Below are 22,066 nucleotides of genomic sequence, written 5' to 3'. Positions count from 1 at the left end.
GTCGAGCCGAAATCGGCTCGACAAGAGGTACCAGCGTCCCACCGAGCCCAGCCCGCAAACGGAAGAGGATTCCCCGCGGAACAGAGCAACCTCAGCCTTCTGTGCATCGATCTTGATGAATTAGGACCAAGGTATCGTCACTTCGTGACGATACAATCAGCCAAGACGACCGAATTTCACCGAATGGAAGCGGGGGGTGAGCGGGCCGGTGGGGTGGGTGACCATGATCGGCCCGTCCGACGAGCAGGTTGAGTACCGCCTTACCGGCGGTCACGGCTGCGGGAAGTCCACCACGGTCGACGCGGCCCTCCTCGTCGCCGCCATCGAGGCCAAGGCCGAAGCGGCAGGCGCTCCCGTCGCGTCCTTGCTCGGCTCCCGCGAGGCCAAGCGCGCCTTCTTCCGAGCCCGCGGGCTCATACGCAGCAAGGGCACGGCGCGGTTCACCGGGTTCGACGCCGTCGAAGTCGCTGCCGCCGCCGGCCTCGATGCCCGCGACCTCTACGGCGACCAGGCCCTTCCCCAACCAGCCGCCGACGGCCAGGTGGACTACCACCTCGATGCCAGCGAACGCCCCCTGGTCTGGATCGGCAACGGCCTCACCGAGTTCGACATCACCCCCGGCAGCATCCTCGCCCCCGAGCACTTCCAGGCCGCCCGACGCCTCATGCACGGTGAGGACCCCCGGACCGGGCAAACCCTCGTGGAACCCAAGCTCGCTATCGCGCCGGCCGCCAAGCTCCCCGCCGCCCCGCTGGCCCGCGCCATCCGCCGCGCCGCCGCCGAACGCAGCGTGAACCCCATCTCCCTGCTGGACTCCAAGCGCAAGCAGGAAGCCTTCCGAAGGATGGAGAGCCAGCTCAAGCGGTTCGGGGAATCGCACCGCATCCCAGCCTCCACCCTGCTCAAACTCGCCGACGCCGTCGGCATCGACGCCGTCGACCTGTACGGCGAAGACACATTGGAGAAGGCCGTGGCCGCCGAGGCGGGCGGCCACCTGGACGCCCGCGCACTCCTGCGCGCCGTCGAGGCGCGCGCTACCGAGATCGGTCAGCAACCCGCCGACCTGTTCACCGCTGCGTCCATGAAGCGCCGGTACGTCCAGACCGCGGGCGAGGGTGAACGACGGCTTCGGGACCTGTCTATGGACGTCCGTGAAGCCGTCGCCATGGCCAAGGCGGCAGGACTCGCGCCCGAGGACGTGTGGGACGCCGAGGAGATCAAAGCCGCCCTCCTCGAAGGCCGAGTGCAGGTCGGCAACTTCGGTGCCGACGTCACCTTGGACCTCGCGAAGTCGAAGTCCGCGTTCCTCGCCTACGCGCCCGAGGAGATCGCCGCCCAGGTCGAGGGCATCTACACCTCCGCCGGCCGCGAGTCCATCACCGCCCTGGAACGGTGGACCGCGTACGCCATGCGCGGCCACCACGGCGACGGTGACGAGGCCGAGACCGTGAAGACGAGCGGGTTCTCCGGCTGGATGATGGTGCACCGCGCCGCCCGGCCCGTGGACGGCGCCCCGTACGGCGACCCCCACTTCCACCTGCACTTCACCCTGGCCAACATGGTCAAGGGCGCCGACGGCAAGTGGTCCACTATGGCCAGCGGGGGCCGCGACCTGCACCGGCACGCCCGCGCCACACAGTCCCTCATGAACGCCCGCATTCGGCGCGAGTTGACTGACGAGTTCGGCATCTCCTTCCGTCGGGACGAGCGGACCGGTGCTTGGGAGATCGCCGCGATCCCCGAGGCCACGATCCGCCTCTTCAGCAAGCGCGACAGCCAGGTCCGGGAGCTGCTGACCAAGCTGGGCATCGATTACGACAGCGCCACGACCCGCGAGCGCACCGCGGCCTCCACCGCGTCCAAGGCCGCGAAGAACGGAGAAGCCGCAGGAGTAGCGGACGACGTCCTGCGCGACTACTGGCAGGCCGAAGGCCGCGCTGCCGGTGATGACCCCGACGCCATCGCGGCCAGCGCGATGGAGCCGAGCAACTCCGAGGAGAACCCGGGCCTGGGCGAACTGTGCGCCCAGGTCTTCGACCCGAAGACCGGCTTGACCAGCCACTCCAAGGAATTCACCCACGCCGCTGCCATCGCCGCCGTCCTGGACGCCCTCCCGTACGGAGTTGCAGACGTCGAGGAGGCCGAACACCTCACCAACTCGGTCCTCCGACACGCGGGGTACGCGGTCAAGCTGAACCCGAAGGGTGCCCAGCACTTCACGCACGCCGACCGATACACGACGGCGGATGTCGTCGCCGCGGAAACGCTCATCGTCTCCGAGACAACGAGCCGTCTCGACACACAGACCGCCGTCGTGAGCCGCGACACGGTCGACATGACCCTGTCGACCGTCGAAGCCCAGCACGGCGGCAGCTTCCAGTTCTCCGACGAACAGCGCGCGGTCCTCGAACGGCTGCTGACCGCCGGACACGGGATCGACGCCGTGGTGGGCATCGCCGGATCGGGCAAGACCACCATCATGGACTCCGCCCGGCAGGCGTGGGAGGCCAACGGACTCGTCATCGCCGGAGCCAGTACGGCCGCCGTCGCCGCCGCGAACCTCAAAGCCGAAGCAGGGATCACTTCACGCACCCTCGCGTCCTGGCTCACCGGCATCCGTACCGGCGGAGCCGGCCTCAACGGCGTTGACGTGCTGGTCGTGGACGAGGCTGCGATGTGCGATGACCGCGACATCGCCGAACTCCTCACTCACGCGGCGAAGACCGGCACGAAGGTCGTCGGCATTGGTGACCCGAAGCAGCTGCACTCGCCGGGCATCGGCGGCAGCTTCGCCGCTGTCCACCACCTTGTTGGAGGGCTCACCCTCAGCCAGAACTTCCGGCAGAAGGACGCGATCGAGCGCCGGGCACTGGAGCTGTGGCGCGACGACAGCCGCGTGGAAGCGCTCCGTACCTTCGCTGGAACCGGCCGCGTGCACGCTCTCGCTGACAAGGACGCCACCCTCGCCGCGATGCTCACCGTCTGGGCCGACAAGCGCGCCGAGCACACCGACGACCACACCGCCGTACAGCAGCTCCTCATGCTGGCCGCCACCAACGAGATCGTGGAGGAACTGAATGTCGGGGCCCGCGCCCTGCGGAAGGCGAGCGGCGACCTCACCGGCCCGGAACACGTCTACGCCCTCCCCGGCGGTGGCGAACTGACGCTGTCCGTCGGGGACCAGGTCCTCCTTCGGACCAACGACTACCGGGGCAAGCGAAGCCGAGGCGAGCACGAGGACGTACTGAACGGGTACCGCGGAATCGTTCGCGCCGTCGATGAGGAACGCCGGGTCCTGGTCGAGTGGCGCGAGAAGACCGCCGATGGCCACCGAGACGTAGCCGAATGGGTCGACGCCGACTACATCGCTCAAGGAGGACTCAGCCTCGGGTACGCGATCACCGGCCACAAGTCCCAGGGCCTGAGCGTCCAAGAGGCCCTGGTCTACGGTCCCGGTGCGCAGGCGAATGCGCTGTACACGATGATGAGCCGCGACAAGAAGGAGTCCCACCTCTTCCTGCCGCTGTCCGTCTACGAAACCGACGCTGACCGTGCCCACGGAGGCGACGCGCTCACCGAGCAGGAACAGCTTGACCGCGCTGTCGCGGGCCTCATCCGCGAGATCGAGAGCGGCACCGAAGAGCGCATGATCCTCACCGAACTCCCGAAGGCCGCAGTCCCCGCCCCCGTCCGGGAGGCGGTAGCCGATCTGCCGACCCCGCGCGCTCCCGGAACCGGTGACCCGCACGAGACGGACGACCCCGAGGACGCGCCGGAGACCGAAGGACGGCACACCCCGAGCACTGCGGAGCGGTACACCGCGCCGGCCTCAGCACCGGATACCGCGCCGACGGCTGACCGCCCGTACGCACATCTCAGCAACGCGGCCCTTCGCGACGCTGCGCGCAAAGCTGCCACGGCCGCGCGTGCCACCAGGACGGCGGCCGAGAAAGCGGAAGCGGCAGCCGACCGCGCCGAACAGCAAGCCGCCGCTGGAACCGGCCCGAACGTGCTCGCGCTCGACCGTCGCCAGCAGGACATTGCCCACCGCGCTGCCGCGATCGGTGAAGTCCAAGCGTTGAGGGGGGTTGTCGCCGAACGGACCGCTGATCTACGCGGCGTCGAGGAACGTCTTGAAAGGCTCCAGCAGCAGCTGACTGCCACCGGTCGATTCGGGCGACCGGTGTTGCGCGGGGATGCCCGGAGCACAGTCGAAGCCGACCGTGGCGAACTGCTTCACGGGTACGAAGAGGCCGTGCGTGAGCTGGAGCAGTTGAACGGGCGGCTCCGCGACGTGTCCGAGTCCGCAGGTCCTGCCGATGAGTTCGACGCCGTGCTCATCGAGGCGAACATGTCCGAGCCAGACAAGATCGCGCTCCGGCGGCGAGCCCAGGAGAAGGACAACCAAAGCGCCAAGAACCTCCGAGCAGAGGCAGTCACGGCGCGGAGCACCGCTCGCGGTGCTGAACACCGAGCGTCCGGTCTTCAAGAGGAGATGACGCGGCGGACTCAGGATGGACGTCGGCGGGCCGAGGTTGGAAAGCCCCCGACGCCGTACACCGCGAACCCGGAATCTCCGTACGCCAGCCGCACTACAGCGGAGTTCTCGCATCCCGATCAGTCTCCGGAGGCTGCCCCGGACACGCCAACGATGTAAGGAGCCCTTCGAGGCGCGCGAAGCCGACGTTCAGCACTGTCGAGGCCAGTCGAGGACGAGGCGGCTGGCGGGCTTATCAATGACGAAGCGCGGGACGGCGGCGCCGATCTGGTCGCGGGCGTCACCGACTGCCATGCGGAAGCTGGGGGCCGGTACCTCGTTGCCCCAGTGTCGATGCCATTTGTGAATTTCGGTGGCGACCTGTTCGGCGAGGTCTGCGGCCTGTGGGCCGTGACCGATGACACCGAGCTGCCAGAACGTGCCGTGCTCGTCCTCACCGTCGCGCTTGGTGAGGTAGGCGAGGGTCGCACCGTCGAGTGCTGTCATGGAGCCCCAACCGAAGTTGGGAATGAGGCCGGGGCGTGATCCGGGCATCCGGGACAGGCCGTTGGGAAGAACGTAGGCCAGGTACAAGTACAGCCACTCGTAGGAGTCGCCCGTGCGGAACTTCACGCTCGTGTTGATCTCGGCCGGGGGCTGGTCCAAGGCAGTGCGGATCGCGTCGCGGTCGACGTCTTGCTCCGCGTAGGTCTCCAAGCGGACGTCGCCCTCTCCGGCCATGTCGACCATGGTGCGAGTGTCGTCACAGACCCCCTTGCGTAGCGGCACGAACGTCATCATCTCCGTGGAAACGGTCTTCCACGCCTGACCGTCGCGTTCAAAGGCGAAGCTACGGGAGATGCTGCCGCGAACCCGAAGCGGGATAACCAGGCGTCCGTTTGGGGACAGTTGGTCGGGGATCTTGACGGGGATGTCGCTGGCTCCGACGGTGAATTGGATGCGGTCGAAGGGGGCGTGCTCGGGTAGACCGGCAGCGCCGTCGCCCAGCACGACGGTCACATTCGTGGCCCCGGCCTGCGTGAGGTTCTGCTGGGCGCCGTCGACAAGGTCCTGGTCGACGTCCACGGTCCACACGTGACCTTCGGGGGCCACGAGTTGTCCGAGCAGGTAGGCGTTGTAGCCGGTGGCGGCCCCCGCTTCCAGGATCTTGTGTCCGGGCTCGGCGCCCATCTGTTCCAGTTGAGTGGCGACGATCGAGGGTGCTGAGATGCAGGAGATCATCTCGCCGGTCTTGTCGTGTTTGGTGGGCACGGCGTCCTCGCTGTACGCGGCTGGTAGGTCGACACCGGGGAGGAACTGGTGGCGCTCGGTGCCCCGGAAGGCAGCGATGATTGCGGGGGTTCGCAGGTGTCCGCCGTCGATGAGACGAGTCACGAGCGCTTCGCGCAGTTCGGCGGGGCCGGTGACGGGGGTCAAGGGTGGTCTCCATTCGAGTGTGGTTGGGGCCGGAAAGTCTTCCGACGGCGATTGCCGCAAGTCCCCTACGTACGCGAGGCCCGGCGGGCGCGGATGAGCTGTACGACAACGGGGTTGTCGGCCTCGGGAGCATGGAGCAGATCGAGCGACTCCACCCGGAAGCCGTAGTCGACTAGTAGGTCCTCCCACAGTTGTGGAGTAAGCACCCACATCTGCACGGGGATTGGTTCCTGGTCGCGGATGCGGATCATCTCCTGCCGGGGCGCGACGGCAGGGGAAGGACCCTGATCGTGAAGGTTGGTGTGCAGGACGGAGAAGACCAGCGGTGCTCCGGCAATGAGTCCGTCCCGCAACGCTGGCAGTAGGTGGTGAGGGTCGGCGTAGGCGAGGGTGCCGATTGCGTACGCCGCCTCGTACGGCGCTGCCGGGCTCAGGTGGTCGACGACATCGCCCTGCACGAAGCGGACACCGCGTTCGTCGCCGAACCGATGAAGGGCCCGCTCGTGCTGTGTCGGTGACAACTCGATCGCGTCCACGAGGGCGCCGTGGGCGCGCGCGAGGTGTACGGCGTGGTGTCCAGGACCTGATCCGATGTCCAGGACCAGTCTTCCGGCCAGCGGTCCGAGGACCTCGTCGCCGGGTCCGACTCCGTCCCAGAACCCCCACCTGATCTGTTCGGGAACGGGCGGGAGGTAGCCGCGATCCAGCTGGATCTGCCCGTAGCGGGCCCAGCTCTCCCGGTTTCCTGACTGGCTGCTCACAGTGGTCTTCTCCGATCGGATTGGCGGGGTCACGGGCGGAGGGCGAAGCAGGCAAGCTGGTCGAGGTTGACGGCGGTCACGCTGGACCAGCGGGCGGTGAGGAGTTCTACGTCGGGCGCGGTGATGCCCAAGTCCTTGAGGGGATCGTTGTCGGCCCGCCGGTCAGCGAGCTCGGTGACCACCCAGAAGGTCCCGCCGGGGACGAGGAGCTGACGGACCTGGTCCAGGAAGCCGGCCTTGTCGGCGATGAACCGGAAGACGAGCCGACAGGTGATGACCGCGTATGCCGGGTCGGGCAGCTGGCTCACGTCGTCAGCCGCGAAGTCCATGACCTGGAACCTGGGCTGATCGCTTGAGCCCGGTTCAGCATCCATGGCAACGGTGATGGCACTGGGAGCACAGTCGACGCCGATGGTCCGGTAGCCGAGCTGGTGGTGTAGATGGCGGGCCAAGGCGCCGTCGCCGCATCCCGCATCGAGGGCCGGCCGTCCGTGGCCGGGACCGAGATGGTCGGCGAGGAGCTGGGTCTCGGCGTCGGTGATCTGCCGGTAGCGGCGGCCGGAGGCCCACCGGGGTTCCCAGTAGTCGACAGGGGAGGTGATCACGTGTTGTTCCCCCCGGCGCGATAGTCGGCCGTCGGTGCGGTGTGGCTGGCCGCGGGCCGAGTGGCGCCCTCTGCCACCAGGTCCCGAGAGGCGATGCGGTCCATGTGGCGTGCGAACACGGCCTGGGCATCAGGGTTCATACGGGCCAGAGCGACCATGCCGGTGACGATGACGTCGCAGATCTCGGCTTCGACGTCGTCCCAGGTGTGCGAGTGCCCTTTGCGGGGGTTCTGCCCCATAGCTCCGATCACCGCCTCGGCGACCTCGCCCGCCTCCTCCTGGATCTTGAGGAGCTGGAGCAGGATGCGTTGCTCGCGGGGAAGGGTCGAGTGGTCTTCCAACCGGTCGGCAAGGTCGGCGATCGTCTTCCAGGTATCAGTCATGCGCGTCTCGCTTCTGTGGAGGGAATGACTCTGTGCCGGTACGGTCAACGGTCTTGGGCCAGAGCGACGAGTTCGGCGAACAAGCCACCGGAGCTGACCAGGTCCTCGTACCGGCCGTGCTCGATGACTCGGCCCTTGTCCATGACAAGGATCCGGTCGGCGAGGCGGGTGTTTTCCAACTGGTGCGTGACCACGATCGTGATGCGGTCAGCGGCGCCGCGTTTGATCTTCTCGAAGATCTGGTGCTCGCCTCGGGCGTCCATCTGGGAGGTGGGTTCATCCAGGATGAGCAGTTCAGGGCGCCTGTAGATCGCGCGCGAGCAGGCCAGGCGCTGCCACTGCCCGCCGGAGAGTTCGGCGCCCCCGAAGACTTCCCGGGCAAGCAGCGTCTCGATCCCGTCGGGCAGCGCCTCGACCGCCTCTCGCATGCCTACGGCGTCGATCGCATCCCATACAGGCCCGTCGTCGCGGGTGCGGGGCTGCCCGAGGGTGACGTTCTCGCGGACCCGCAGGGGCCACTGGGCAAAGAGCTGCGGCACGAGCCCGGTACGGGCCCAGACACTGTTCTGGTCCAGGGTGGCGAGGTCCGCGCCGTTCCACAGAACGCGACCCTTGTCCGCAAGATAGATGCCAGTGATCAAGCGCAGGAGGGTGGACTTGCCGCTGCCGTTTTCGCCGACGATGGCCAGGATCTCGCCACGGCGCAGCGAGAGGGATACGCCGTCCACGGCCGGGCGGTCCTTGCCGGGGTACTGATAGATCACGTCGTCGATCCGGATTTCCTCCAGGGACGCTGGAGCTGACAACTCACCGCGCTGCGGGGCCCGTTGCGCGGCGTTGTCGAGGAACGTCTGCATGTCGGTCAGGTAGAGGCTGGTGTGGAACAGGGCCGCCCCGTTGATGACGACTTGGGAGAGCGCTGCGAGCGTGGTCTGAACGGCGACGACCGCGGTCGCGGCAATGGCGAGTTCGATGCGCCCGGTGATGGCCAGCCAGGCGAGGGCGGCCCAGGCCAGAAGCAGGAAGAAGCCGCCGACTGTCGAGGACAGCAGGGTGATGCGCAAGGTCCGTGGGGCGGCGTCCAGCAGGCGGCGGTCGATGCGTTCGGACAGTGACCGGTACCAGAACAGCAGATAGCCGGTCATGCCGTTGGCGCGGACTTCGTCACCGTGTTTCGGCGTGGTGGCCCACCAGCGCATCATGTGGCGCACGTTGCGGTCCGACACGTTCGCGTAGTGCATCTCGTAGTCGACACGCGCGGTGAGCACGGCGCCGACTCCGGCCGGCAGGACGGCGAGGAGGAGCAGCGGCAGCATCGCCCAGTGCAGCACGGACAGGACTCCGCTCGCGGCCACCATCTTGATGAGAGCGGCCACGAACCGCTGCGCGTCGGTCACCATCACGTGCGTGCGCACCACGCCCATCTCGGCGGCTTCCTGCCGGTCAGCGAACCCGTCCTGGGCGTAGGCAGCGGCTTCAACTCGGCACACAGCCTCGACCAGCGAGGAGTCTGCGTAGGTCGTCAGCGGCGGGGTGAGCCTGCGACCTGCGTACGAGGCGAGCGCGCTGGACAGCCGCCCGAGTGCCGCCGCGCCGGCCACGACGAGCAGCGCGGGTAGCGCCTGATGAAGCCTGTCGGCCACAGCTCCGGGGCCGAGGATCGGCTGCATGGCGCGGGCAGTTGCGGCCAGGCCCACCGCGGCGGCGGCGCCGGTGACCAGTTGGCAGGCGGCGAGGAGGAGAACGGCCGTGCGGTCGAGCTGCCAGGCCATGCGGCAGATGCGACGCAGCACAGCCGGCAGGCGGCCGCACATCTGCGTGAAGGACACGTCGCCGAGCGGGTTGACGGAGTACTCGCCGCTGTAGCGGATCTCCGCAGGTGGCGGAGGGGGCGGCGTCTCAGCGTTGGCAGTCGAGGCGTCAGTCACAGTCACCTGTGTCCCTCCTAGGGGGTCGGGGGCCGCACCTGGATGGCTCGGCGGTGCACGGCATAACGACGCGGCGCCGGAATCGAACGCGCTCGATTCCGGACGCCGTGGGGGCCTTGAAACGCAAGGGGTCGAACATGCGGACACGGTGGTGGAGCCGTTCCCGAGCGGAGAGGAATGGCCGAATCGCCGACGTCTGAAACGCCTGTGGCACAGGAGGTTTTCGGTGGGTGATCGGTGGTGCCTCGCTCAGGTACGGAGGGCCCGAATCAGGACGTCTTCCGTGCTTTCGACCGATGCCAACAACTCGGCGAGCAGGGAGGGCGGGATCGATCCGCGGCCGAGGCCAGCCCTGCGGACAAGCGTGTTCAGCGTTTCACTCTCCGCTGGCGTCATCTGCCCGCGAGCGGCGTTGTGGCGTAGGACCTCCCTGGCTGCGAAGGCATCTTCGGATTCCGCGGCGGCCCGGATCAGCTCGGAGCACAGGGCCTCCGCCTGTCCCGGGCACGTCTCAGTGGCGAGATCAACTGCAGTGAGGCCGAGCCGGAAGTGGAAGTGGGCCATGTCCTGGGCCGGTGATTGCCGGGCGTTCCGAACCACATCCAACGCCCGCGCGACGCCTTTGGGCGTCAGCTGATTGGTGCGCAGGTCGATGTAGCTGCGCAGACACGCCGCGACTGCCCGCTCCCATGGTTCGGTGGTCACGCTGGCTTCGAGGGTCGTGACTGCTGAGCGGGTATGCCCGTTGTGCAGGCTTTCAATGATCTGTGTTTGTCGGGACTCGCGCAGGCGTTCACCAGCGTCGTCGTACAGTGCGGCGTGCGCTGCGGCCCTCGTCCACTGGCCTGTGGATGCCAGGAGACGGGTGCCGTCTTCGAGCATGATTGCGCGCAGCCACGTGGTGGCCTCTTGCCGGTCTGCGTCTGTGGTGACGAAGTGGTCGAAGGGGATGGTCGTGCCGTGGACCAGGGCGTTTCCACCGTGGTGTACGGCGTGGTTCATGGCGTGCAGCGCATGGTAGGCGCCGTGAGGATCCCCGGCCCGATGGGTGAGACGAGCGAGGTTGACGAGCGGCTGGAGTGAGGCGATCGCCGTGCGACCGGTCACTGGCCACGCGGCCTGGAAGATATGAAACTGGCGTTCGCATAGGGATGCGGCGAGGTCGGGCATGCTGCAGTCCGCCGCGATCAGCGCCGCCAGGTTCCAGACCACGCAGGCTCGGTGACGCCGCTCGGCTGGTTCTGTCTGGTGCTCGCAAGCATTCGCATACCTCTGGACCTCCGCGATCCGGGTTTCGAGATCCGGGCAGGTCAGGCGGGGCCGGCACACCGCGGGAAAGTACGAAACCGCGCGATGTGCGATGGGACTACCGGGGAGGCGGTGTTGTGCCGTCGCGTTCATGTCGCGGCCTGCCCATCGCCGCGCTGCGCCACGAGCGATGATCCGCACTCTGCGCGGAGTCTTGTCCTGGTGATTCGTGCAACCGGCGCTGGGGCACCTGTCGGGCAGCCGTGCCGTACACCGTTCCTGCGCTCAATTGGCTGGCTGGGGAACAGCGCGCCCCAGGAGACGTTCAGCGCGGCGGCGAAGGGGGTCCGCGAGTTCGAGGTTGCCACCGTGGGTCGTGCTGTGAAGGAGCTGAGTGATGACGGCGAGTTCGGCATACCGGCCCTCGGGGGTGTTGAGAACGTCCTCCAGTTCGCGGCGGACGCAGGCGGCGACGGATGGGATGAGCAGACTGTGGCTGTGGAGCACAGCAGCGTCGTAGCCCGTCGGGGCGAGGCCCCACCCTTCCCAGTCGAATATGCGGAGTTCGGGAGCGCAGAGGTTCGCCCAGTGGAAGTCACCATGCGCTGTGGACCACGATGGCGGCGTGGTGTCGATTGGCTCGCCGAGGAACTGCGGCATGGCGCGATCGAGAAAGGGCTGGTGTACGGAGAAACGCTCTGTGGGCACTTGAGCGATGTCGCTCAGTACGGATCGGACGGCTTTCCACCAAGTGGACGGAAGATCCGGACTGGTAGCGAGTGTGGCGGTGGGCGAGGCGGGTCTGGCAGTGATCCGGTCGTACAGTTCCGCGCGGTACGCCCATTGCTCGTCGCTCCAGTCGTGGACGGTCCGCAGCCGAGGGCGCGGCACCGATGCCGGGATGGCCTGCTCGGCCGCAATGGAGCCGTCCCAGAATCGGGCGTCGATCGCGGTGGACGGGGCAGCGCCGACGCGGAGCCAGGCTGGACCGCTGGGGGTGAACACGGGCAGGCTCAGCGTTCGTCCGCGCCACCCCCACGCCTCGTCGGGTCCCTGTTCCGGGCGGATTCCAAGCGCGGTGCAGGCTCGGAGATGGGCGGTTCGCATCCGTGTAGTGACGGCGGGATCGTCGGGTTCCCCGTACATCAACTTCCCTCCGACGAGGGGGCATCGAGCCTGATGGCCCGTGGGGTCATTGCGGTTTCACGTGCCGCTCGCGCGAGGATGCCCTGTGTTCGGCTATCGAGGCCCAGCCGGTTCCAGGCGAAGATCACGTGGTGCGCAAGGATGTCCCGCATGCCCCGCGGGAGAGAGCCGGTGTGTGCCGCGAGGCTCAGGCGCCGACCCGCACTCTCGAATGCAGCGGCCCAGGGCGCGATGAAGGCGAGCGAGCCGCCCTCGTTGAACAAGGGGCTGGTGGCGCTGGTGTCGAGTTGCATCAGGACCTGAAGGGCCGCAGCCATCCCGGTCAGCCGGTCGGCGGGCGTATCAGACGGCAGAGGTCGCAGCTGTTCGACGCGGTGCCAGATGTCGGCCTGCTCGTGCGGTTCTTGACCAGCGCCGAAGAATAGGGTGCTGCACAGCAGGACGGACAGCTCTCGACGGCCAAGGGTGGTTCCAGGCAGTGCATCGGCGTCATGGCGGCCGACGTAGTCGAGGACACCCTTGCTGTCGGCATGGAATAGATCGTGGGCGATGACCATGCTGTGGGGACCGCCGAACACCAGGGACTCGGGCTCGTAGATGGTCTGCCACCATCGGTCAACGACTCCCTCGGCCATGAGCCTGCCCAGGATGTTGCTCACGGCGTTCCCGGCATCGGCGCGGGTGGCCGCAGGGCCGGGTCGACAGCGGAGACGCCAGCAGGGGTGCTTGCGAAGGAACCACCAACCCGTGAGCGCCCCCGTGTGCTCCGCCCGCTCCAGTTGTGGACCGAGGACGGTGGTGGCGGTCTGCTCGGCGGCACTCCAGTCCGCAAACTGAATGGAGACTGAGTACCAGCCACACGCGGCCTCAGCCTGCGCTTCGAGGGCGTACTCTCCGGCGGCCTGGTAGACCTCGACGGCATTGGAGAGATCATCGGTCTTCATCCCAGCACGGGCGGCAGCCTGGTGGAGCGGGACGCCGGCCAGAACCTCCAGAACGCTCTTGGCCACCTCGTGCGGCGAGACGGAATCTTCCACCCTTCCTCATCCCTTCCTGGCCCGGGGGCAGCTCAGTTGATCAAAAGGCACGAGTCCCACCCGGAGATCGGCGGTGTGGTGCGTGCGGCAGCGTGGAGGGCGAGGGCGAGTCCCGTGCTGCCTTCGAGTAGTCCGGTGTCCTCGCCGAGACGGGTGCGACATTGCTGGATGAGGCGGTCGGCCAAGGCGGGCACGTGCACGCTGATCTCCGGAGAGCACGCGTCGCGGGCAGACCGCCAGGCAGTCTGGAACAGCCCGGCCCAGCCATGGCAGAGGCTGGTGTCCGTGATCCTGCTGAGCTGGGCTGGGTCGGACAAGCAGCGGGCGAGGGCGTGTTCAGCCAGCTGCTGACGGGCGGAATCCATAGTGGCGATGGCTGCGAGCTGCTGAGCGCGGGCAAGGCCGGGAGTGCCGTAGCACCAACTCGGTCGCAGTGGGCCGAGCTGGCCCGGTCGCCCGGTACGTATCTGGTCTCGGGTGATCCACTGTGGCCACCACGGGCCCGAGTCGGCGTGCTGCCGCCAGGTGTCCAGCCACGTGGTGATCGCGTGCAGGGCTTCGTCGTGCCCGTCTACGGTGATCCCTCGGCGTCGAGCCTGGGCGAGGAGCGCGAGCGGCCCGGCGATGCCGTGCGCGATGCCGAAGTTGCCGTGCCCACCGGGGAAGGCACTGGCCTGCTTGCCCTGGGGGTCGTGGAAGACCCACCACCCCGGCAGGGTCTCGTCGTCAATCCGCAGCGGTTGTGTCAGGCGTACGAGGTAGGTCAGGACCCGCCCCAAAGCATCGTTACCGGCTGCGTGTTGAAGGAGATGGGCGCCGATCCCCGTCAGGCCGTGAAGGAGGTCGTACTCGCTGAAGGCGGGAAGCTCGCCGCGGGCGATACGGGCCTGTGCGAGGTCAACGCGGCGGTGGGTGAGTGCGGTGACATGCGTGTCCACGCCGGTGCGGGCTGGACCGTATCGGTCGGTTCCGTCGGCCCCGGCCGCGTGGAGAACGAAGGCGAGTGCGGGTGCGCCGAAGAGCAGGCCGGCGTCGTCGGCAGCACTGACTCCGTCCCCGACGGTGGCCGTCATCCAGGTGTGCACGGTCCGCCAACTGCCTTCCCCAGCGTGAGCGTGCTCGATGTGCAGCAGTGCGACACCGGCTGCTCCCTTGGACAGGGACTGCGTACGCCAACCCAGCTCGGTGAGGAGCGGTTCGGGCGTCGTCAGCTGCCGGGCAATCTCCTCCGCGGCGGCGGCGGACGCGGTGCGGGTCTGCGCGTTCACCGCGTTCCCTTCCGTTCGTGGGCGGTCTGGCGCAGGGCTGAGGCGCGGGCCAGTCGGTGGCTGACCCGTTCGCGGTCCGGATCGACACCGATGGTGCGGACGTGATGCATGTGGAGCAGGGACCTCAGCACGCCGTAGGGCTCGCGCTGTCGGGCAAGTTGCGTGCGGTAGGCGGCAAGGGCAATTCGGCGTCCTTCCCAGGCGTGTGTCACGTCGTCGGCGCCTGGCGTGGCGCGCAGCGTCGCCCACTCCTTGCCGGGGTCCGCCAATCGCATCCCGGCATCCCGCAGGGCCTGGTCCAACTTGCCCTGCTCGTGCGGGAGATGGTTGATCAGCCAGCGCATGCCGATGCCGGGGGTTTCTGCGTAGGAGGCGGCAAGGTCGACCAGGCCGGCGGCGGTGACAGCTTCGGGCGGCAGCCCGGTGCGGGCGACAAGCGTGATCTGGGCGAGGGCAGCGGCGGAGTCGGCGGCGAACACCTCATGCGCCGTGTCCATCGCCTCACCGTGACCGTAACGTCCCGCTTCGGGTTGGTAAGTGGCGAGCTGAAGGTGCGCAAGAAGGCCGCGGCCACGCAGGTCGGCGGCCCACTCTCCGACCCGGGTGGCGGCCTGTCCGTACTGATCGGGAGTGGGCAGGCGCAGGTGGAGACTCAGGTACTGCTCGGCGTCGGGGCGGGTGGTGTCGCGGTGACGCCTAAACCACCACTGCCGTACGCCGGTCCAGCCGTCGAAGAGGCGTGGCAGGTGCTCAGCCAGGACTTCATCCTGGCGGTCGGGGTGTCCATGAACCTGCGCGTACAGCCATTCAGCGCGGCCTGGCAGATGCCCCGCATCGCGTTCGATGACACGAAGGGGGGACGGCGTCTCCGGATTTCGTTCTACGGAGCGTGGGTGGGCAAGACGCAGCGGGAGGAGGAATTCGTGGGCGCGGCCCATCCACGCCAGGTCGGCGAGGGCCTGGGCCTCCTGCAACTCGACCTCGCGGGCCGCGTTGAGGCGGTTCCTCAGCAGCAGCCGGTGGAGGGGCTGGCTGAGGTCGAGTGGCAGGCGCAGGTCGGACTCGCACAGAACGACGGCTTCCGGCGCACGCAGCCGACTACGCCACGTCTCAAAGGCACCGTCCCATTCGGCCAGCGGGGCAGCGGGCTTGGGAAGGTCTGCTGCCGTCAGGAGCCAGCGTGCCGGCGAGAGCACGCTCCGGCCGTAGCGGAGCCGCGGCAGGTATGGCAGGCGTACCGCGGCTCCCCAGTCGAACGCCTTGTAGACGGCACAGCGTGCGGTGGTGATCTCGGCGAGGAAGCGGGCGAGCGGCGGAGTGAGGGTGCCCGCCTCCAGGGCATGCACGACCCGCGGTTCGATGCGCCTGCCGGTCGACAGCTGGACCAAGTGGAGCTGGCGCGCGTCTGCGGTGACCGCGAGGTCGTGTAGTTGTATGAGATCAGGGTGGGGATCGCGGTGCTCAGACAGGGAGATCACGCGCGGGAGCAGTTGGGGCGTCCGGACGACGTTCTCGCTGCGCCGCCTGCGTGGGAAGAACGACAGCTGGGCGGCGATGGCCTCCGGCGCGTCCGTACTCAGGGCGGCGTATGTGTCGGACAGGTTCTTCCGGTCGGCCTCGGGCAGCAGGTCAGTGAACCGTCCAGCCATGCTGCTGCCGGGGCGCGGGGTTGCGGTAACGAGCAGGCGAAACGACCCGTCGACTACGGCCTGTGGCGAGGCAGCGTGGATCTGAAAGGCGAGTTCGGCGCGTGGCGGCGGGAGCATCTCGGACGGGTTGCCGACCGTCAGTCTGCGGACCAGGGGCTCGGTCAGCACGATCTCTTCAGCACCGTCGATGACGGCCTGCTGGACAAGGGCGAGCAGAGTTTCATCGCGTTCGGTCAGCGTGCGTGCGGTGTTCGCCACCGACGAGCCCAGGTATCCGGCAGGCAGCCCTAGCCCGGTGTCGCCGACCAGCTCAGGCACAGGGACGACGGCCCCCACTCCGTACCGCTGCCGAAAACGGACGTGGAAGTCCTTCCACCGGGGATAGCCGAATGGGTAGGGCGTCAGACGCAGCAGCACGGAGGCAGCGCTCTCGGCCTCACGAATCACCGCCTCGGGAAGAGACACGTCGCAGTCCAGCGCTGTATCCACAACCAGCGGCTGTGATGCGATGTCGCATATCGCGTTCATGCGCTTAGCCACCGTTGCCCTCATGGCGTGGGCCGCGGTGGAGGATGCGGTGTCGTTGTGACACGACAGGTCTTCGTCAATCACCCGCAGTTCCTGCACCAGGCTGGTGAGGTCGGGCAGCTCGTCGGCATCAGCCGCCTCAAGCTGTGCCCGCAGGTGTCCCAAGGCGTCCGGAACGGTCATTGGCGCCCGGAGATTGGTGAGCAGGAGGTGCTGGGCAACGAGTCCGGCCAGCAGGGAACTGATCTGCTTCAGTGGCGCGCTCGGGTACTCGGCGGCCAGCAGTGTGACAAGCTCCCCGAAACGGATGGGCTCGCGAGCAGCCTCCGTCGCGGTGCGCACCGGACGCGTGCGGCCGACGGATATCTCGATCGGCGCGAGCACCCCAGGACGGTCGTCGGGAGGCTCACCGGGGACAACAAGTCGGTCCCCACGCACGAACGCGACGGGGTTCGTGATCACCATCAGGCGCTCCAACAGGCGGGGATGCTGCTCCAGACGGGCGACGACGGCCCCCAACCACTGCGCGTCCGCCCTGGCGACTGTGCGGTGCCTCTCTCCCCAGCGCACGTGCGCGTCAGTGCCGACTTGAGCCGTGCTGACCCCGGCGAACAGACCGAACGGGGTGGCTCGCCCCTGCCAGCGCAACTGGTAGGAGGCCAAAGACGCCACGAGGCGGCGCACCTCGCGGGACTGGGCAGCGCGCCCTTCAAACAGCTCAGAGATCTGCCGGGCCAGCACAGGGCTGGCGGTCTCCACGGCACGCCGGGTCTCCACGTGCTGCCACACCTGTTTCAGCCAGGCCAATCCCTCGGCCACGACTGCCTCAGGAGAACCGGTCATGTTCAGCCCCTCAGCGAGGGACGCCCCGTCTGAATGCGTCGTGGCGCGCACGAGGGGCACGCCAGCCAATCGGTACAGCAGCCGGTCCGCTCCTGCTGTCATCAGCTCCTCTTCCCTTTCGAGAGCGTGCCGGGGGTGCCAGTGGCGCCGGCCGGGATGTCCGCCCGACGCCCCCGGCAGTGAGCGGCGTCAGGCCGGGTCGCCCACGAACGAGGTGCAGGCCGTGCCCGAGCAGCTGGAGCCGCAGTTGTCGCTGGTGTCGCGCAGCAGGTCACGGACCGGCAGACCGGCCTCGATGACGCGGACGTCGAGCGTGAAGTCCACGTCGACCTGGGTGGTCGCGGCTTCGGGGTTCATCTGCATGCTGTTCGCTCCTTCTGAATGAGATGGTGCGGGTTGCCCTAGCTCGCCGGAGGAAAGTCCTCCGTCGGCCAGGAGATGAGGACGCGGACATGCCGCTTGTTGATGACTCGCCCCTCGGGGAGCCGGTCATCGGGGGTGTCGGCCGGGTAGGCCGCGATGCTCGGGCCGCGCCCGCCGCGATGGTCACGGCTCCAGACACGGATCTGCTCCGCCATGGCGTCGGCGAGCGCGGCAGCGTCCGGCCCGAAGGCGTGTGCTCCGAACTCGAACACGGGATCTGGTTCCTCGCCCAGCTTCCGCAGGGCGAGATAGGCGAAGCTGCCTCCCTCGACCACGGCCGGGCAAGCCATCTTGTTCTGCGGGGAGACCAAGCCCGTGTCCAGCTTCGGATCGACTGCGAGGAGACAGAAGCCGTCCAGTGCGGTGGCCAGCCACATCTGGAGCGTGTCGAACTGCTCCTGGCGAGGGATCTTCACCCCCGACCACACCTCGACTCGCTCGGTGTCGAGCGCGCCGTTCAGCGAGTCCGGTTCGGCCGGCCACTCGTCATCGAACCGCAGGCCGATCTCCTTGCCGCGCAGGAGTAGCAGTCGTTCCTGGTGCGCTCCAGCTCCCTGCATCGTGACGAAGCCGCAGATCTTCGCCGACTGGCTGACCAGGTGATCTCCTTCTCGGGCGAAGGTGATCGATCGGGTCAGGCCCCGCATCCGAAGGGGGACGGTGATGGTTCCGCCGTCGCTGAGCTGGTCCACCCATGCCGGCGGGATGTCCCAGCTGCCGACCGTGACGATCGTCCTGTCGTAGGGGGCATGCTCGGCGCACCCGTCCTCGCCATCCGTGAGGACGACGTTCACTTGCGGGTATCCGGCCTCCTTCAGGCAGGCGCGGGCCCGGTCAGTGACGTCCGGGTCGATGTCGATGGTGGTGACCTCACCGTTCGAGCCGACCAGCGAGGCCATCAGTGCGGCGTTGTAGCCGCCGGAGCCGATTTCCAGGCAACGGTGACCGGGCCGGAGCCCCGCCTGCTCCAGCATGGTGGCCTGGATTTCCGGAGCGGACACCGAGCTGATGGTGATGCCGTTCTCGTCCCGCTTCGTAGCCACATGGGTCTGGGCATACGCCTTCTCCAGGGGCGCCTCAGGGGCGAACAGGTGCCTGGGCACCGCGCGGAACGCCGCTTCGACCTCCTTGGTCTGGATCACGTGCTGGGTCACGAGCTCATTCACGAGCTTGTCTCGCAGCTCTGCTGCGGAGGCGGAGGGTGGGTCGGCGGTCACTTCGGTCATAGAGGAGCTTCCTTCGCGGTGGAATCGCGCAACTACGCGTGGGGAAAGGGGCCTTGGACCTGTACGTTTATGCAGATCACGCTAGTCAGAACGACGCGCCTTTCGCGCCGGATACGCGCCGCTGCGAGGGGCGCCTGCGGAGATCGGCTGGAAAGCAGTCTCGGAGATCGCCACTGGCGCTTGCCCGTCGCGGGATTGCTTTCGTCAGGCACGATCGAACCCCCGCTCCCGCTCGACGTCGGTGACCTGTCCGAGGTGTTGGGCAATCTCAGCCTCGGCGGCGCGGGCGTAGTGCCGTACGACGTCGGGTCCGAGCGCCCACGTGGCGAAGCTGCTGCCGGCGAAGTAGGCCAGTGCCTCGGAGAGGTCCCGGCGCACAGGGAGCGACTGCCGGTCGTTGTAGGCGTCGCCCAGGCATGGGGCGGGCGGCTTGAGCTTCTCGGTGAGCCCGTGCACGACGGCGGCGAGGGAGGCGGCGAGCGCGAGATAGGGGTTGGCTTCGGCGCCCGGCAAGCGGATCTCCAAGTGAGTGCCGTCGCCATGGCCGGTGACCCGGACAGCGCATCCGCGATTGTCGATCCCCCAGTTCATGAATTGGGGGGCGAAGGAGTGCGGGGTCGCGTAGCGCTTGTAAGAGTTGGGGGTGGGCGCGTACAGCGGGGCGAGGTGCGGCAATCCGGAGAGCAGTCCGGCGATGCTGTGCCCCATCGCATCCGTGGGGAGCTGGGTGCGGGAGGCAGTCGCAAAGGCCGGTGCTCCGTCCTGCCAGAGGGACAGATGCAGATGCAGGCCGCTGCATACGCCGGTGAACGGTGCAGACATGAAGGTCGCCGTCAGTCCCTGGCGCTGGGTGAGGTGCCGTACGACCTGCTTGTAGACCGTGTACGCGTCGCAGGCCTCCAGAGCCGGGCCATAGGGGAAGGTGACTTCCACCTGGCCGGGAGCGCCTTCGGTCTTGACGGCCTCAACCGGGGTGCCGACGTCGTGTAGGGCGTCTTCCAGATGGCGGAAGAAGTCCGTCAGCAGCGGAGGGTGGCTCAGGGCGTAGTCGAGGTTGTGCGGCACCACGGGCTGATGGCCCTTGCAGAGGAGGAATTCGCTCTCCAGGCCGACGCGCGCCTCGAAGCCGAATTCGGCCAGTCGGTCGAGCTGGGCACGAAGGATGTAGCGCGGAGCTACGTCGACGGGTGCGCCGTCGGGGTGGATGGCCTCGCAGTGCACAAGTGCTGTGCCGGGCACGTGTGGCAGGACGCGGAGGGTTTTCAGATCGGGAACGAATCCGATGTCCTGGAAGCCTTCTTCCCATCCTGTGAGGGCAAAGCCCTTGAGGGGGTCCATGTCGATGTCGGTGGCCAGTATGTAGGCGCAGGCCTCCGACACCGTCGTCCCCGAGGCGATCCGGTCGAGGAAGATGTTGGCGGCGAGGCGCTTGCCCTGGAGGCGGCCCATCATGTCCGGGACGGCAACCATCACCGTGGAGATCTCTTTGCAGTCCACGGCAGCGCGGAGAGCGTCGACGGAGATCAGCCCGGCCCGCTTCGCGATCGTGTCGCTGTGCTGAGTGTGCTGGCTGCTCATCAGACCACGTCCTCGGCCAGAGAGCTGTGGGAGGCCGCGTTGCCCAGGGCGGGGATGCGGTAGGTGCGGCGCCCCTTGGTGATCCACAGCAGCCATGCCAGCGTGAGTACGGCAATCAAGGCGACGCCGGCGTAGTTGAACGATGAGGTGGTGATCGGGGAGACCTGCGGCAGGCAGAACAGGACGGTGACGCAGCCGACCCAGGCGACGGCCGTCCAGCCGATGGGTTTGCTCCACCGGCCGAGGTTCCACGGTCCGGGCTGGAAGTGGTCCCCAGCCCGCAGGCGCAGGTAGACGGGGATGGCGTACGCAGGGGTGATGCCGATGACGTTGATGGCTGTGACTGCGGCGTAGGCGGTCGGCGAGTACAGCGACGGGGCCGCCAGGATGAGCGCGACTCCCACCGACAGCCACACGGCGGCAACCGGGGTCTTGGTGCGGGCACTGACGCGGCGCCAGGTTGCCGCGAAGGGAACCGCGCCGTCGCGGGAGAACGCGAACACCATGCGGGAGGCCGCGGCTGTCTCGGCGTTGCCGCAGAACAGTTGGGCCACAATCACGATCAGCAGTAGTGCCTTGGCGCCGGAAACGCCAAGGACGTCGAGGAAGATCTGCGCCGGGGGCACGCCGGTGGCGCTGTTCTGTGTGCCTGCGTAGTCCTGGATGGAGGATGTGAGCCCGGCCAACAGGATGAATCCGGCGATCCACGAGACCCAGATCGAACGGACGATGCCCTTGGGAGCGGATATCTGCGCCTGCGTGGTTTCCTCGGACAGGTGGGAGGAGGCGTCGTAGCCGCAGAAGGTGTACTGAGCCAGCAGAAGCCCGAGCGCCATCACGTACAGGCCGTTGCTGAAGCCGGTGTCGTTGTTGAACTGCGTGAACACGAAGTCGGCGCTCTGGTGATCGGCCGGAGCGAGGGTCAGGACTCCAACGATGACCGCGACGCCGACGAGGTGCCACCACACCGAGACCGAGTTCAGGAGGCTGACAAGGCGGACCCCGGCCACGTTCAGCAAGGCGTGCAGCAGCAGGATCCCGGCGAAGATCATCATGGTCTTCTCCGGTGTCGGTGTGAAGCCCCACTGGAGGTTGGCGAACGCGCCGACGAACGTGGCGGCGCCGTAGTCGATCCCGGCGATGGCGCCGAGCAGGCCGAGCAAGTTGAGCCAGCCGGTCACCCAGGCCCAGCGGGGCCCGCCGAGCCGGTGCGCCATGTAGTACAGGCCGCCAGACGTGGGGTAGGCGGACGTGACCTCGGCCAGCGACATGCCGAGCAACAGGACCATCAGGCCGACACCGACCCAGCCCCACATGATCACGGCTGGTCCGCCGGTGTTCAGGCCGAACCCGTAGAGGGTCATGCAGCCGGACAGGATGCTGATGACGGAAAAGGAGATCGCGAAGTTGCCGAATGGGCCCATGCGGCGAGCCAGTACGGTCTGGTAGCCGAGCCCGGCAAGGACAGCATCGTCGTCGGCCAGCCGGTGGGCGGCACTTCTCGGAGACACCGAAAGAATCCTCTGGAT

The 22,066-nt window shown here is 67.8% G+C and carries 15 protein-coding genes; 1 reads left to right on the top strand and 14 read right to left on the bottom strand.

Annotated elements, in window-relative coordinates; all coding sequences use genetic code 11:
• Nucleotides 1-196 precede the first annotated feature (196 nt).
• Nucleotides 197-4,657 (top strand): MobF family relaxase, encoded by a 4,461-nt coding sequence (gene mobF / locus ACFZBP_RS37000; protein WP_391420031.1) that lies wholly within the window; start codon nt 197-199, stop codon nt 4,655-4,657.
• Nucleotides 4,658-4,687: 30 nt separating this feature from the next.
• Here the strand turns inward: mobF and fxlM (ACFZBP_RS36995) are convergent, their stop codons facing one another.
• From fxlM (ACFZBP_RS36995) to ACFZBP_RS36930, 14 genes are all read right to left on the bottom strand, one after another.
• Nucleotides 4,688-5,914: a methyltransferase, FxLD system gene (gene fxlM, locus ACFZBP_RS36995; protein WP_391420029.1), complete on the bottom strand. Its 1,227-nt coding sequence runs from the start codon at nt 5,912-5,914 to the stop codon at nt 4,688-4,690.
• A 65-nt stretch (nt 5,915-5,979) separates the two neighbouring features.
• Nucleotides 5,980-6,675 (bottom strand): methyltransferase domain-containing protein, encoded by a 696-nt coding sequence (locus tag ACFZBP_RS36990; protein WP_391420026.1) that lies wholly within the window; start codon nt 6,673-6,675, stop codon nt 5,980-5,982.
• A 29-nt stretch (nt 6,676-6,704) separates the two neighbouring features.
• A complete protein-coding gene (locus ACFZBP_RS36985; RefSeq protein WP_391420024.1) occupies nt 6,705-7,280 on the bottom strand; it encodes a methyltransferase domain-containing protein in 576 nt (191 codons plus the stop codon).
• Nucleotides 7,277-7,663 (bottom strand): MazG-like family protein, encoded by a 387-nt coding sequence (locus ACFZBP_RS36980; RefSeq protein ID WP_391420022.1) that lies wholly within the window; start codon nt 7,661-7,663, stop codon nt 7,277-7,279. The genes ACFZBP_RS36985 and ACFZBP_RS36980 overlap by 4 nt, the downstream gene beginning before the upstream one ends.
• 44 nt (nt 7,664-7,707) lie before the next feature.
• Entirely contained in the window at nt 7,708-9,597 is a 1,890-nt protein-coding gene (locus tag ACFZBP_RS36975; RefSeq protein WP_391420020.1) for an ATP-binding cassette domain-containing protein, read from the bottom strand.
• Nucleotides 9,598-9,840: 243 nt separating this feature from the next.
• Nucleotides 9,841-10,803: a hypothetical protein gene (locus ACFZBP_RS36970; protein ID WP_391420017.1), complete on the bottom strand. Its 963-nt coding sequence runs from the start codon at nt 10,801-10,803 to the stop codon at nt 9,841-9,843.
• Nucleotides 10,804-11,124: 321 nt separating this feature from the next.
• Nucleotides 11,125-11,844, bottom strand: a complete 720-nt coding sequence (locus ACFZBP_RS36965; RefSeq protein WP_391420015.1) for a hypothetical protein — start codon at nt 11,842-11,844, stop codon at nt 11,125-11,127.
• Nucleotides 11,845-11,984: 140 nt separating this feature from the next.
• Nucleotides 11,985-13,022: a thiopeptide-type bacteriocin biosynthesis protein gene (locus tag ACFZBP_RS36960; RefSeq protein WP_391420013.1), complete on the bottom strand. Its 1,038-nt coding sequence runs from the start codon at nt 13,020-13,022 to the stop codon at nt 11,985-11,987.
• Between the two features lie 32 nt (nt 13,023-13,054).
• Nucleotides 13,055-14,290: a lanthionine synthetase LanC family protein gene (locus ACFZBP_RS36955; protein WP_391420011.1), complete on the bottom strand. Its 1,236-nt coding sequence runs from the start codon at nt 14,288-14,290 to the stop codon at nt 13,055-13,057.
• Nucleotides 14,287-17,412: a thiopeptide-type bacteriocin biosynthesis protein gene (locus tag ACFZBP_RS36950; RefSeq protein WP_391420009.1), complete on the bottom strand. Its 3,126-nt coding sequence runs from the start codon at nt 17,410-17,412 to the stop codon at nt 14,287-14,289. The genes ACFZBP_RS36955 and ACFZBP_RS36950 overlap by 4 nt, the downstream gene beginning before the upstream one ends.
• Nucleotides 17,413-17,499: 87 nt before the next feature.
• Nucleotides 17,500-17,673 carry an FxLD family lanthipeptide gene (locus ACFZBP_RS36945; RefSeq protein WP_330347690.1) on the bottom strand — a complete coding sequence of 58 codons (174 nt, stop codon included), beginning with the start codon at nt 17,671-17,673 and terminating at the stop codon, nt 17,500-17,502.
• 38 nt (nt 17,674-17,711) lie between these two features.
• Entirely contained in the window at nt 17,712-18,959 is a 1,248-nt protein-coding gene (gene fxlM, locus ACFZBP_RS36940) for a methyltransferase, FxLD system (protein ID WP_391420006.1), read from the bottom strand.
• 204 nt (nt 18,960-19,163) lie between these two features.
• Nucleotides 19,164-20,537: a glutamine synthetase family protein gene (locus ACFZBP_RS36935; RefSeq protein ID WP_391420004.1), complete on the bottom strand. Its 1,374-nt coding sequence runs from the start codon at nt 20,535-20,537 to the stop codon at nt 19,164-19,166.
• Nucleotides 20,537-22,057, bottom strand: a complete 1,521-nt coding sequence (locus tag ACFZBP_RS36930; protein ID WP_391420109.1) for an amino acid permease — start codon at nt 22,055-22,057, stop codon at nt 20,537-20,539. Before ACFZBP_RS36930 ends, ACFZBP_RS36935 begins: the two co-directional genes overlap by 1 nt.
• Between the last annotated feature and the right edge of the window lie 9 nt (nt 22,058-22,066).

This window comes from Streptomyces sp. NPDC008086, assembly GCF_042957325.1.
Taxonomy (GTDB): Bacteria; Actinomycetota; Actinomycetes; order Streptomycetales; family Streptomycetaceae; genus Streptomyces.
This window is presented reverse-complemented; position numbering and strand designations above follow the sequence as displayed.